At 63.5% G+C, this 13,384-nt stretch carries 9 protein-coding genes; 4 read left to right on the forward strand and 5 right to left on the reverse strand.

Features of this window, described 5'->3' with window-relative positions:
* Nucleotides 1-1,494: DHA2 family efflux MFS transporter permease subunit (locus AC1DT2_RS06890; protein WP_477295379.1), on the forward strand; the 1,494-nt coding region annotated here is incomplete at its 5' end.
* 108 nt (nt 1,495-1,602) lie between these two features.
* On the opposite strand, the gene acpA is transcribed toward AC1DT2_RS06890, so the two are convergent.
* From acpA to AC1DT2_RS06905, 3 genes are all read right to left on the reverse strand, one after another.
* Nucleotides 1,603-3,291, reverse strand: a complete 1,689-nt coding sequence (gene acpA, locus AC1DT2_RS06895; RefSeq protein WP_477295381.1) for an acid phosphatase — start codon at nt 3,289-3,291, stop codon at nt 1,603-1,605.
* Between the two features lie 132 nt (nt 3,292-3,423).
* Nucleotides 3,424-4,989: a DUF4034 domain-containing protein gene (locus tag AC1DT2_RS06900; RefSeq protein ID WP_477295383.1), complete on the reverse strand. Its 1,566-nt coding sequence runs from the start codon at nt 4,987-4,989 to the stop codon at nt 3,424-3,426.
* 13 nt (nt 4,990-5,002) lie between these two features.
* On the reverse strand, nt 5,003-6,118 hold the full coding sequence (locus AC1DT2_RS06905; RefSeq protein ID WP_477295385.1) for a hypothetical protein: 1,116 nt from the start codon (nt 6,116-6,118) through the stop codon (nt 5,003-5,005).
* A 138-nt stretch (nt 6,119-6,256) separates the two neighbouring features.
* On the opposite strand from AC1DT2_RS06905, the gene AC1DT2_RS06910 reads away from it, so the two are divergent.
* The 3 genes from AC1DT2_RS06910 to AC1DT2_RS06920 all read left to right on the forward strand — a co-directional run bounded on the left by AC1DT2_RS06910 (nt 6,257) and on the right by AC1DT2_RS06920 (nt 9,917).
* Complete coding sequence (locus AC1DT2_RS06910) at nt 6,257-6,991, forward strand: alpha/beta fold hydrolase (protein ID WP_477295387.1); 735 nt, start codon at nt 6,257-6,259, stop codon at nt 6,989-6,991.
* A 171-nt stretch (nt 6,992-7,162) separates the two neighbouring features.
* On the forward strand, nt 7,163-8,575 hold the full coding sequence (gene glnA / locus AC1DT2_RS06915) for a type I glutamate--ammonia ligase (RefSeq protein WP_046965754.1): 1,413 nt from the start codon (nt 7,163-7,165) through the stop codon (nt 8,573-8,575).
* A gap of 154 nt (nt 8,576-8,729) precedes the next feature.
* Nucleotides 8,730-9,917 carry an OprO/OprP family phosphate-selective porin gene (locus AC1DT2_RS06920; RefSeq protein ID WP_477295390.1) on the forward strand — a complete coding sequence of 396 codons (1,188 nt, stop codon included), beginning with the start codon at nt 8,730-8,732 and terminating at the stop codon, nt 9,915-9,917.
* Nucleotides 9,918-9,923: 6 nt separating this feature from the next.
* Here AC1DT2_RS06920 and AC1DT2_RS06925 read toward each other — a convergent pair whose 3' ends face one another.
* Together AC1DT2_RS06925 and AC1DT2_RS06930 are read right to left on the reverse strand one after the other, a co-directional pair.
* Nucleotides 9,924-11,612, reverse strand: a complete 1,689-nt coding sequence (locus tag AC1DT2_RS06925; protein ID WP_477295392.1) for an alpha/beta hydrolase — start codon at nt 11,610-11,612, stop codon at nt 9,924-9,926.
* The gene (locus AC1DT2_RS06930; protein ID WP_477295394.1) at nt 11,609-13,309 is read right to left on the reverse strand and encodes an alpha/beta fold hydrolase; all 1,701 of its coding nucleotides are present in this window, start codon (nt 13,307-13,309) and stop codon (nt 11,609-11,611) included. The genes AC1DT2_RS06925 and AC1DT2_RS06930 overlap by 4 nt, the downstream gene beginning before the upstream one ends.
* Nucleotides 13,310-13,384 lie beyond the last annotated feature (75 nt).

Genomic DNA, 13,384 nt, shown 5'->3' on the forward strand with positions numbered 1-13,384 from the left:
GTGTTGCTCACCGCGGGCGTGGCACTGGCCACCTTCATGGAGGTGCTCGATATCTCCATCGTCAATGTGTCGGTGCGAACCATCGCCGGCAATGTCGGCGTGAGCAGCAACGAAGGCACCATGGCCATCAGTGCCTACTCGATGGCAAGCGCGGTCATGCAGCCCCTGACCGGTTGGGTCGCGCGTCGCTTCGGTGAAGTGCGTACGTTCATGATCTCGGTCACACTGTTCGTCGTGTTCTCGGCGCTTTGCGGGTTCTCGACGAGCATGCCGATGCTGATCGTCTTTCGCTTGTTGCAGGGCGCTGTCTCGGGCCCCATGGTGCCGCTGTCGCAGACCCTGTTGCTCAACAATTATCCCGTGGCGAGACGACCCATCGCGTTGGCGCTATGGGCCATGACCGTCGTTGTCGCGCCGGTGTTCGGACCCATCCTCGGCGGTTGGATCACCGATAACTATCATTGGTCGTGGATTTTCTTCATCAACATCCCGGTCGGCATCTTCGCTGTTGTCGTCACTTATGCGCTGCTGCGTGATCGCGAGTCGAAAGTGGTCAAGATGCCGATCGACGCGATCGGTCTGTTCCTTCTGGCCGTGGGTGTGGGCTGCCTGCAGTTCATGCTCGATAACGGCAACGACGACGACTGGTTCACTTCGAAAACCATCGTCGTGTTGGCCATCGTATCGCTGGTCTGCATCACCTTTCTCATCGCCTGGGAGCTCATGCACAAGCACCCCGTGGTGGAACTGAGACTACTGGGAAGACGAAACTTCTTCGTCGGTGTGCTCTGTCTTTCGCTGGGCATGTTCGCCTTCTTCGGCGGTACCGTAGTCATGCCGATGTGGGTGCAGGAGGTCCTTGGTTACACGGCGACCTGGGCCGGCTTCGTCGTCGCGCCCATCGGCATCCTTGCGATCGTGCTGTCGCCCATCGTCGGCGTGTTCCAGAGCAAGTTCGATCTGCGTCTGCTGAACACCATCGGCTTTGCGGTGTTCGCGGGTGCATCGTTCTACATGTCCGCGCTGAGTACGAATGCCGCCTACAGCGACATGGCCCTGCCGCGTCTTTGCATGGGTGCGGGCATCGCCCTGTTCTTCGTGCCGGTGAACCAGATCATCCTTTCGGGCATGCCGGACGACGAAGTGGCCAGTGCGTCGGGCCTGTCGAATTTCTTCCGGACGCTGGCGGGCAGCATCGCTACGGCAGTGAGCACCACGATGTACTCGCATCGAACGACTTACCACCACGCCGTGCTAGCGGAAAATGTCAGCGCCGGAAGCCGAACGACGACCGAATACCTGGACCGGTTCCAGGCGCTGGGTGTGCAGGGGCCGACAGCGAACGCCGCGCTCAACCGTATCGTCGACCTGCAGGCGGCGACGCTGGCGGTGAACGATGTCTTCTTCGGGTTCGCGCTGATTTTTCTGGTCGCGATGGTGGCGATCTGGTTTGCGAAGCCGCCGTTTGCATCGGGTGGTACGCCGGGGCATTGAGGGGCATTGAGGGGCGTGCCTGGCGCTGAGGGGTCGGGTTATCGCCGCTGAAGCGGCTCCCACAACGAGCTAAGCGCCTCCTGTGGGAGCCGATTCATCGGCGATGCTCTAACCGACCGCCGAAAAATCCAGCGTCTCCGTAAGATCACCCGCCGCCGGTCCACCCGCCGCAACCATCGCATCCTCACGCATCTTCAACCCCGGCAGCTTCTCCAGCTTGAACCGACGTGTCAAAAAGCGCGCAATCGAACCCGTGTCGTAAATCGTATGTTCGACATGCCCACGTTTGGCATACGGCGAAACCACCAACGCGGGAATTCGCGTGCCCGGGCCCCAACGATCGCCCTTCGGCGGAGCGACGTGGTCCCACCAGCCACCGTTCTCGTCGAATGTGACGATGACGAGCATGTCCTTCCACTGTGGACTCGACCGCAGCGCATGCACGACGCCCGCGACATGGCGGTCGCCAGCTTCGACGTCCGAATACCCGGCATGCATGTTGAGATCGCCCTGCGGCTTATAGAACGTCACGGGTGGCAGCTTGCCGGCGGCGACGTCGGCAAGGAACAGATTGGTCTTCGCCGTCTCACCCAGACCACCGTCGCGCAGGTGCCGTTTGCGCGCTTCGGTACCCGGCGCGAGCGTGACGAAATAATTGAGCGGTTGGTGGTGCGGCTGGAAATTCGGCGTCTGCGGGAACTGCTTGTCGGCGCTATCGCCCTCGCCCTTGCCGTCCAGCGCGGCCTGGAAGCCACCGCCATACCAGGCCCAGTCCACGCCCTTCTCCGAGAGCACGTCACCGATGTGCTTGTGCTTCTGCGGAACCAGCGTGTTCGCACTCGTGGCGTCGGCGAGCAACGGATTCTTCGAATCGACGTTGAAGCCCGGCGAGAATGGCGGGCCGATGGTGTTGACCGCGAAGAAGTCAGGCGTGAGCTGGCTGTGGTGAGCGAATTTCGGCTTGCCCTGCATGGCGCTGGCCGGGGAGTCTTCCGCCATCTTCAGGCGATAGTCGAGTGGATCACCGCTCTCGGTCACCGCGATACCGAACTGCGAGGGACTCTTGTCTGCATCCGGATAGAACGGCGGCTGCGCGGCGACGAGATACTGGTGGTTGAGGAACGAGCCGCCGAAGGCACCCATGAAGAAGTTGTCGCACAGGGTGTATTGCTCGGCGAGGCGCCACAGGCGCAGATGCACCGGCGAGGACGCGTAGTGACCCATCGTCATCGCGCCGTTGTCGCCCCAGGCGACGAATCCGTCGTTCTTGCCGCCGTTGATCTGCAGCTGGTTGTTGTAGAAGGCGTGCACGAGATCGCGGGTGACCACGCCGTGCGGCAGCGGCGTGCCGTCTCCCGTGTGCAGGGCCCACGGCGCGTTCGGAAGGCCGGTGATGTCTTGCTCGCCGACCTTGTAAGGCTTGTGGTCGACCACCTGCTGGTGCGGTACAAGGCCGCCCCATATCGGCGGCAGCGTCGTCAGCGGCTTTCCATCGCGGTCGCGCTGCAGGTAACGCTCCGGAGGCACGGCAGCCAGCGGCTGCTGAAGTCCCGGGAACTCGGCAAACAGGTTATTGAAGCTACGATTTTCCGCGTAAATCACGACAACGTGCTGTACGTGCTTTTCCAGCAGCGCGTCGAGTTCCTTGCCGCCCGGCGCAGGCGCAAGTCCTTTCGATTCGCCAGCGGCGACCTCGGCCACCCCACCCAGCGCAAGCACCGCGCCGGTCGTGGCAATACCGCCCAGCAGGCGGCGTCGGCCGGCATCCGGCGTGTCGTTCTCGGTTTTCTTCGTCATGGATGGATTCGCGATGGCAGGGGTGGGCGCGAGCTCCTGAGGGGGGGAGAGCTCGATTACGGCTGTTCCGGCAGGGTAATCGATGTGTGTTTCAGGCAAAACCTTTCCCTGGGCAGCCGCGGGGCGATGCGATCAGCCCGTCGAGGGCTCCGGGTTCGCCGCAAGCCACGCACGGATCTCCGATGCGGGGCCCTGCTGGTCAGCATCGTTCCCGAAGCGAGTGAGGAAGTCCTTGGCCGAGCGATAGCGATTAGGGCTGTTCGTGTCCTTGTCCACGCAAGCGCGAATGACGTAACCGTCGGCGTTGGCGGGATTGTGTTGGATCAATTGGTCGGCGATCGCGCCGGCCTTCGCGTAGTTCCTGCCTTCGTGCGAATAGAAATCGCCGAGCGTCGCCAGGACCCAGTCATCGGCGCCATGTTCCGTCGCATACACCAGAAGAGGCTCCGCCAACGCCGGCTCGTGGAGGCGACGCAGCGCGACGCCTGCACTTCCGGTGACCTCAACGGAGCGCGGATGTTCGTGTGTGGCGCGGATGAGTTCCGCCTTCGCCCATTCTCGGTAGTAGCCTTTGCTACCCAGGTTGCCGACGACGTAGAGTGCGTCATCCTGCGAGTTATCGAATCTCAGCGCCTCCACCGCCAGCACGAAGGCTTCTTCGCGCTGCCCGGCGCGGTTGGCGTCTGCGGCAAGCTGGCTGAAGTCGTGGCCCGTGGCTACGTCACTAGCCAGCGAAAGATATCCGTCGTCAGCCGGTGGGGTGAGGTTCCCGTCCGTCGCGGCCTGAATACGCGCATGGCTTGCCGCGACCCAGAGCAGAGGCGTGTGCTCGGCAGCGGCGGCTGCCTCCTTGGCTTGTTGGTCGACCCAGGCCGCGCTGCCACCCCACTTCCTGCCGGTGAAACTGGCCTGGTCGAGGCGTAGGACGAAATTGTTCGGTTGCACGACATACCCGCGTTCGATAGCCGCCGTCGCATAGCGACGATCGCCGACCAGTACGCCCATGCGAAGCATGTCGGCATAGATCGTCGGAACGGCCGGCGACATGGCTGCCGCACGATCCAGGTCGCGACGTGCGAACGCCGCCAGCTGTCGTGCTGCGCGCCATTGTTCCTCGCGGGTTTTCGATGCGAGATCGGCGCCGCGCGCCTCAAAGGCCGCCCGCTGGTACTGCATGCCGCTGGCTGCCACGGCGAAGACGCTATCTGGCCGCTGGTGCATCCAGGCATCGATGGCTGCGCGCATTTCCGGGTCGGCGTCATCAAAGCCCGCACGGTTTACTGCCTGATCGAAGATGGCCGGATACCGGGTGTCGTGCATCTGCATTTGCAGGTAGCCGGCCAGGATGCGGTCGACTTCGGCGCCTTTGCCGGCGGCGATAAGCGAACGGAATCCCGCGATATCCGTCATTTCGGTAAGGCGGTATCGGCAATACGCGGCCACGCCGTCCGCATGCCAATGCGAGCCGGGCGGGTCGGGCATGTGCAGACAGCGCTCGATCGGGTCGGCGATCTTCGAGGCCGATTGCACCTGCGTCATAAACGCCTCGAAAGCCGACGAGGCCGTGGCCTGGCCCTGACCACTCGCGCGCGTCGCCGCCGGTGGCTGCCAGACCTTTGAAGCGGCAAGCGCTGCGACGGCCAGTAATAGCCCGCCCAACAGAAGAGCGCGTCGATTTCCCCGCTTGATCATATCCATCCCTTTGTCGCCTTTAAAATTCGCGTAGCCACTTCGCCGAGACGCGAGCGACATCGTCCGCTCCAGGGTGCTCGGCCGTTGCGCGTTTCAGCGCGGCCTTTGACCACTCGGCGTAACCGTTATGCCTGCCAACGGCACCGATGACCTCGAGGGCTTCCTCCTGTCCGCTATCGAACCGCAGGGCCTCGACGGCGAGAATCATGGCGGCGTCGCCGTCGCCTCCTAACCGACCCCAACTGGCAAGGTGGCCAAGGTCGCTTGCGGGGGCAACTTCGGGCAGATCGAATAGCGGTTTGCCGTCGTTCGGCGCACCACCGGCGTCTTCCTTGTCGATCGCGATGGACAGGCGACCGGTGACCACCCACATGAGTGGAAAGTGGTCGGCCAGCGCCGCGGCCTCCGCTCGCTGCTGTATCTGCGACTCGCGGCTGCCGCCCTGCTCCCCGCTCGCTATGCTGGCCTGGAGCAGCCGAAGGGAAAGGTTGCCGGGTTGCATCGCGAGTCCGCGCTGCGAGGCAGCTTGCGCGTAGGTCGTGTCCCCGGTCATGGCGCCGACGAGAAACATGTCTGCGTAGATCGAAGGTATGGCCGGCGTCATGGTGGCAGCACGGTCGAAGTCCGCGCGCGCTTTATCCACCGGTGGCGGGGTCGCCGTGCCGCCTCCGCGTTCCGCCTCCGCCCGGTACTGCATGCCGCTTGCGGCAAACGCGAAGGCGCTGTCCGGTCGCTGTCGCTTCCAGGCATCGATGGCCGCCCGGGTCTTTTGGCTGGCATCGTGGAAGCCTGCCGCGTACATCGCATGGTCGAGGCGCCCCGCAGCGGCCGGGTCATCCATCTGCGCGCGAAGGTAGCCAGCGAACTCGCGGTCCACGGTCGCGGCCTTGCCCTGCGCCATCAGTGCCTGGAACCGTGCCGGGGTCATCGTAGGTACGGCGTGGTAACGGCAGTAGGCAGCCACACCTGCGGCGTTCCAGTGGGTTCCCGGTGGATCCGGCATCTTCAGGCAGCGCTCCAGCGGATCGGCAATCGCCGAGGCCGTCGCGACGTGCTGCATGAAAGCTGCCAGAGGTGACGCGTCCTTGGGCAACCAGGGCGCCGCATGCGCCGCCCCGAAAGCCAGTGCGACCATTACGAACGCGCGTCGATATCCCTGCGATGCCATATCCATCCCCTGTCATGGTGTGCGTTGCCGCCTGATGATAGCCGTAGCCGGCGGGCAGGGGATGCGACACAATCCGCCGAAACCGAAGGGGCAGGGATGGACGCCATGACTCGATCGAAAGGAGGTCGCCACACGTTGCGTTGCATGCCTGAGCTGGTGCTTCTGCCCGGCATGGATGGCACCGGGACGCTCTTCGGGCCCTTCCTCGCAGCACTGGGCGACGTCACCCCGGCGCGCGTCATCCCATACCCGGCGAGCGGCACGACCAGCTACACGGAACTCACGGCCTGGGTTCGTGACCGTTTGCCTCATCGTGATTTCGTCTTGCTTGGCGAGTCGTTTGCCGGACCCGTAGCCGCAAGTCTGGCCGCGGAGCGGCCGGAGGGTCTTCGAGGACTCATCCTCTGTTCGACGTTTCTGCGTAACCCACGCCCGGTGGCACGTTATCTGTCGCCACTGATCGGCCTGCTCGGCGTCTCACGGGGATTCGCGCGGCTAGCCTCCCTCGCGCTTCTTGGACGGCGGCCCGGTGCCGATATCCGTAAGCAATTCATCGAAGCGGTCGGTGACATGAACGCACCAACCCTGCGCGGGCGTTTACGGTCTGTTCTCTCGGCGGACGGGGGCACGACGCTTTCCGGCATCGACGTGCCGGTGCTCTGTCTGCGCGCCACTCGCGACGTGCTCGTCCCGGCCTCCTCGGCCGAGTGGATGCGGCACGTCCTGCCTAGGGCGCGAATCGTTGATGTGGAAGGGCCGCACGGACTGCTGCAGGCCTCGCCTCAGGCCTGCGCCCGGCACGTGAGCGAGTTCATCGACGGCCTACCGGCGGCCACCTGACCTGGAAACCCCTGGTGCAAGCGATGTGCAAATGCACCACATTGGTGCATTTGCACATCGCCCTCGCCGCCGTTCTATGATGCGAAAGCTTGGTCCTGGCCGGTCCGTCGATGGCGGCTGCGCTGGCATAGCGATTGCTAAATGGACTCCGCCCACCTACCCGAGGTTTTTATGTCCGCCGCTTCGAAAGTGCTGAACCTGATCCAGGACGAGGAAATCGAGTTCGTTGATTTTCGCTTTGCCGACATCCTCGGCAAGCACCATCACACGACGTTTCCCGCTCACGCCATCGACGAGAGCACCTTCGAAGACGGCAAGATGTTCGACGGTTCGTCGATCGCCGGCTGGAAGGGCATCAATGAATCCGACATGGTGCTCATGCCGGATCCGGAAACCGCTCACCTCGATCCGTTCAGCGCGCACAAGCAGCTGATCCTGCATTGCGACGTGCTCGAGCCGAGCACCATGCAGGCGTACGGCCGCGATCCGCGCTCGATCGCCAAGCGCGCCGAGGCCTACCTGAAGTCGACCGGCATCGCCGACACCGCCTTCTTCGGTCCCGAGCCCGAGTTCTTCATCTTCGATTCGGTCCGCTGGCAGAACGACATGGGCCGCGTGTTCTACGAAATCGGCTCCGAAGAAGCCGCCTGGTCGTCGCGCTACAAGTACGACGGCACCAACACCGGCCATCGTCCGGGCGTGAAGGGCGGTTACTTCCCGGTTGCGCCTGTGGACAGCCTGGGCGACCTGCGCGCCGATATGTGCAAGGTGCTCGAGTCGCTCGGCCAGGTGGTCGAAGTGCACCACCACGAAGTCGCCAACGCGGGCCAGTGCGAAATCGGTACGCGCTTCAACACCCTGGTGAAGAAGGCCGACGAACTGATGACGATGAAGTACGTCATCAAGAACGTCGCCCACCAGGCCGGCAAGACCGTGACCTTCATGCCGAAGCCGATCGTCGGCGATAACGGCTCGGGTATGCACGTGCACCAGTCGTTGTCGAAGAATGGCGAGAACCTGTTTGCCGGCGATCTCTACGGCGGCCTGTCGCAGACGGCGCTGTGGTACATCGGCGGCATCTTCAAGCACGCCCGTGCCATCAACGCCTTCGCCAACTCCACGACGAACAGCTACAAGCGCCTGGTTCCGGGCTTCGAAGCGCCGGTGATGCTCGCCTACTCGGCGCGCAACCGCTCGGCCTCCTGCCGTATTCCGTACGTGTCGAGCCCGAAGGGTCGTCGTATCGAAATCCGCTTCCCGGATCCGATGCAGTCGGGCTACCTGACGTTCACCGTGCTGATGATGGCCGGCCTCGACGGCATCCTGAACAAGATCGACCCGGGTGCACCGGCCGACAAGGATCTCTACGACCTGCCGCCGGAAGAGGAGAAGAACATCCCGCAGGTCTGCGCCAGCCTCGATGAGGCGCTCGTCGCCCTCGACAAGGATCGCGAGTTCCTGAAGGCGGGCGGCGTGTTTACCGACGACTTCATCGACGGCTACATCGCGCTGAAGATGCAGGAAGTGACCCGCTATCGCGCCAGCACCCACCCGCTCGAGTTCCAGATGTACTACGCGATCTGATCGCGATCCAACTCGGGGTGAGGGAAGAGGGGCGCTTCGGCGCCCCTTTTTTTGCGCTCGGCTCGCAGCATTTAGCGAATTCGCAAGGGCACGGTATAGTCCTTCATGACATGTCAGCGGCTGCTGCCGGCTGATCCCTGGGAGGGGCACCCGCATGAAGAAGATCGTCCTCAGCGCCCTGGCGCTGATCGAGCCCGTGTTTGCGTCGGCTGCCGATGCTCCGGGCAATAACTACGACTGGCGCACTAATTGGCCGACACACTACGTATTCGCCGATGGCACGGACCTTGGCCTGTCCGTGAAGTACCAGTACGACGTCGATCACTTCTCGCACGATGACGGTCTGTATGAGAACGCGCAGACGAATAGGCGCAAGGAATTCGGCTTCTTCATTCGCAAGAAAGGGGTATACGACGCCACTGTCGTATTCGACTTTCAGGCGAAGACCTGGCTCGACACATTCTTCCGCTTGCAGACCAAGGCGCTCTTCAACGACGACTACGGCGCGGTCCGCGTCGGCTTCATGAAGACGCCGGTCGGCTTCGAAGGCAATACCAGCACGGGCACCACATCGTTCCTGGAACCGTCGCTGCCGATGCAGGCGGTCTACGCGAATCGTCGCATCGGTATCGACTGGGCGCTGACCCGGAAGGCCTACCTCGTGCAGCTGGGCTACTACAACGGCGGCAACCTTCAAGGTGACCTCGACGGCCGGATGGTCGCCGGACGCGCGGCGTGGACCCCGTTGAACGATCCGGGCAACGTGCTCCATCTCGGCAGTTCGGTGTCGCGCGAAACGCCCTATGGCACGACCGACGGCCGCGACCGTTACACGCCACCTAACGTGCGCCTTCGCGCCTTGCCGGAAGCCGGACTGACTACCCAGCGCCTGATCGACTCCGGCGTTCTGAGCGTGGCGGATCATGTCGACCGGCGTGGTCTCGAAGGGCTTTGGATCCACGGACCCTGGTCGGTGCAGAGCGAGTATCTGGACGCCAAAGTGAAGCTCGAGAACAAGCCGGCCTATGAGGCGCACGGCTGGTACGCCTTCGGAAGCTGGGTAGCCACCGGCGAATCGAGGACCTATAGCGGCGGCAACGTCTCCGACGTTTTGCCGAAGGGCCCCTGGGGCGCCCTGGAGTTCCTGATCCGTTACAGCACGCTCAATCTCGACGACGGCCCCACGCTGGGCGGCAGGGAGCACGACTGGACGTTCGGCGCGAACTGGTACCTCACGAAGTACCTCAAGCTTCAAGGCAACTACGTTCGTGCGATCAGCGACCATCGCGATCTTCGTGTCGATCCCCATATCGTCGAGGTTCGCGCTCAGATCATGTTCTGACCGGCGTCAGCTCGTTCGAAGGCGACGCACGAGTTCATCGCGGACGACGCCTTCGTCCAGAGGTGTTTCGACGCCACGGGCATGCCGCGACGGCGGCATCGGCACGAACTCGCAGCCGGACAGGCGTTGCCGCGGTAGCTCTCCTTCGAGGAGGAAGCGACCGACGGCTCGCTCGATGCAGGGCGTGGCCGAGCTGCCGAATACCCCGTGCCCAGTCATGCCACGTGCAAGCACCAGGTGAGCATTCGGCGAAGCGTTGAAGGCACGAATCGCCCCCGTCAGCGGCGTCGCCGGGTCGAACTCCGCTTGAACCATGAGCATGGGCGGCGCCTTGGCGAGGCCCGCCAATGAAGGGCGCGACCGCGGGGCCGTGGGCCAGTACAGGCACGTCAGACCGACGGTGACAGGAACGCCGTTGGAAGCCGAATACTTGGCCCCGATGTTGTTGGCCATCCCACGCAACGACGTCAGGTTCTTCTGCCATGGCGTATCGCCACAAACGACCGCGTGATAGACCGAGAAGTCGACCAGGCGCTCGGCCTCGGAATCGAAAGCCAGGCCCTGCTCGGCCGTCGCAGCAAATCTGATCGCGGCACGACGGATATCGTTATCCACGGCGCTATCGCGGCTGAAACGGTGGCCTTTCATGCGCGCGAGAAGATGAGCCTGGGTGCCTTTCCCGTCAGCCAGAATCCAGTCGGCCATCGTCAATGCGGCAACCAGCTCCTCGGGGGTGTCGATCGTCGACGCCCAGGCTTCGTGTGCCCGATGAGGCATGTTGCGAAAACGCGCCATGACCTCGTCGGCATCGCTGCCGACGCCATAAAGTGCCGGCGCGGCAAGGGCAGGGCGCAATGCGGTTCGCGCAAACGACGACTGGCGCTCGTAAGGATCGTCCGCCAGCTGGTCTTCGAAGGTGCCGGCATGATTCATCGCCGAGTCGAGAACGATGCGGCCCGCATGGTCGGGGTACGCGGAGGCGTAGAACGCGCCGACCCACGTGCCGTACGAGATCCCGACAAAGTTCAGTACGTTCTCGTGCAGGGCAAGTCGAGCCTGTTCCATATCCCGAACGTGCTGAAGGGTTCCCACATGCGGATGGAGTGGGTCCGCAGCGCAACCTGCGGCATAGGCTTTTGCATCCTTCGCGAAGCCGTCCCAGTTCCAGTCGGCGAGGTCGACCGTGGGGTCGTGTCCATCGCTCGCCTCGGGATGACGACAGGTGAAGCGCGTACCACCGCGTAACCCGCGGGGAATGACGGCGATCAGGTCGTAACGGTCGGTCAGGCGTCGCTTGTCGCCATCGAGTGGGTGGTCGAGGGAGCGGGTCGACCACAAGTAGCCAAAGCCCGGCAGGAAATCCAGGGGATTGCCACCGGGTCCGCCGAAGTTGAAGAAGATCGAGCCTTCGCGGCGCGCGGGATCGCCGGCCCYGAATCGTACGAGGCCCACGGTGAGTGACCCGAGCGCGGGGGTGTCCGCATCGAGCCACGCCGGCATGGTCCCGCACTCGAGGCGCGCGCCAAGCGCGGCGATCCACCCCGCTTCGAGAAGCTCCGGCGTGCACGCCCGCCAGGTGATCTTTGTCGTAGTGGCCGTTGCGCGGAGGTCGATGGGAAAGATGAAGCAAACCGCGGCAAAAGAAGCACACAGAAGTGCACTTGCATGCGACCGACGTGCGAGCGCTGGGTTCACGGCTGGGTCCCTCCCACGGGGATCAAGGTGGAACGCATGCCCGAAAGTTCCACGCGAAGTGCAGCGGCGCGTCCCGGATGTGTGAATCCGCGTTCGGGACCACCATGTGCTGCCGGAGTTGCTGCGCAACGGTATTTGCGTCCCGCCGGCAGGATGCCGGTGAGCAGGTAGCGACCGACGGTATCCTCAATGCACGCGGAATCCGTGAAGCCAAAGACGCCATGCTCGTCGATACCTTCAGCCACGAGGAGGTGAGTCGTGGCACTGCGCTCGAACGCGGCGTTGGCACTCTCGAGCGGTGTCGTCGGGTCCAATGAGGCGTGGACCATGAGGATGTCGCCGGCAGCACTCATGCGGCTCAGCGGAGGACGCATGGCCTGCGATCCTCCCCAGTACACGCAGTGGTATTGCAGCCCCAGCCCGTTCACGGTGGGAAGGCCCCGGGCGAGCGTCGCAATCCTGGCTTGATGATGAGCGGTATCACCGTTGTAAGGCATGTCATTGCACATGACAGCCGAGAACACGGAGTCGACCGCGTCGAGCGCAAACGGTTCGGGCTGATGTGTCCCCGGAAAGAGCCGCCATGGCTGGTCTATGACCGCGTTGCGTATCGCCGTGTCGACGGCGTCCTCATGATGGAATCGATAGGCCTGCGCACGCGCGATGAGCGTTTCAATGCTGATGTCAGGCTCGACGCGCAGCCAGTCCGACACGGTCAGCGCCCCAAGGAGGTCCTCGGGTGTTTTCCAGAATCCGCCCCAGGCCTGTCGGACGCGAAAGGTAAGGCCCTCGACCTGGGCGACAACCGTCGCGACATCCGCTCCGAGTCGATAGCGATCAGTGTCATTTGCAGCGGGTTCGCCGACAAGGCGATCGAATCTTGCCTGCGATGCCTCCTTGCTGCGGGTGACGTTGGTATCCCAATCGGCCGTCCAGTCCATGCTGGAATCGAGCACCATGCGTCCCACCCGTTCGGGGAAGGTGGCCGCATACCAGCTGCCGAGCCACGCGCCGTAGGAAAAACCCAGGTAGTGCAGTCGCGGTTCACCCAATGACTGGCGCGCGACCTCCATGTCATACGCCGTCTGCTCGGTATTGATGAACCGATGGAGCGGATTGGCGCGACACGCGGCAGCGGTCGCACGCATGTAGCTTTCCATCCGCTGGACATTCGCCGGCGAAGAATCGGCGACGATGTCGTTGTAGTCGGTCGACTGGGCGTCGGATGTACACGTAAAGCGAGTGCCGCCTTCGAGCCCGCGTGGAACGACGCCGATCAGGTCGAATTGCGCGGAGAGATGTTTCTTCGTCCCGTGCACGGGGTGTTCGGCATACGCGTCGTCCCAGTACTGTGCCAATGATGGCAGGTAGTGCATCGGGGTTTCGCCCGGCCCGCCCGGGTTGAAGAAGATGGCACCCTGCCGATGCGCCGGATCGCTCGCGGCGACGCGGATGAGGGCGACATCTATATTTCCGGCCTGGGGATGATGATGATCCAGCGGAACGGACATCGTGCCGCAGCGCAAGCGCTCACCCAGCCGAAAGGCGCTTGCTCGTACGAGCGTCGGCGAGCATGGAGCCCACGTGATCGTCGTGGCTTGCAACGCGGGGAGCTGCCAGTTCGGTGTTTCCTGTGCGGAACTCGTGCCGTGACATAGCAACATGCCCCACATGGCCAGGGTGACTTGCTTCTTCATAAGGGCAGCGCCTTGTAAGGGCCGCCTACGTTAGGAGGCGGCGCACTCCGTCGGCATCAGCGCACGCACCGGATC

The organism is Luteibacter sp. P4_E6 (assembly GCF_056401535.1).

Bases quoted from the DNA above. Each gene is read 5' to 3' on its own strand.
- acpA (WP_477295381.1), bottom strand. From the start codon at position 3,291: ATGACGAAGAAAACCGAGAACGACACGCCGGATGCCGGCCGACGCCGC.
- AC1DT2_RS06900 (WP_477295383.1), bottom strand. From the start codon at position 4,989: ATGGATATGATCAAGCGGGGAAATCGACGCGCTCTTCTGTTGGGCGGG.
- AC1DT2_RS06905 (WP_477295385.1), bottom strand. From the start codon at position 6,118: ATGGTCGCACTGGCTTTCGGGGCGGCGCATGCGGCGCCCTGGTTGCCC.
- AC1DT2_RS06910 (WP_477295387.1), top strand. From the start codon at position 6,257: ATGACTCGATCGAAAGGAGGTCGCCACACGTTGCGTTGCATGCCTGAG.
- glnA (WP_046965754.1), top strand. From the start codon at position 7,163: ATGTCCGCCGCTTCGAAAGTGCTGAACCTGATCCAGGACGAGGAAATC.
- AC1DT2_RS06920 (WP_477295390.1), top strand. From the start codon at position 8,730: ATGAAGAAGATCGTCCTCAGCGCCCTGGCGCTGATCGAGCCCGTGTTT.
- AC1DT2_RS06930 (WP_477295394.1), bottom strand. From the start codon at position 13,309: ATGAAGAAGCAAGTCACCCTGGCCATGTGGGGCATGTTGCTATGTCAC.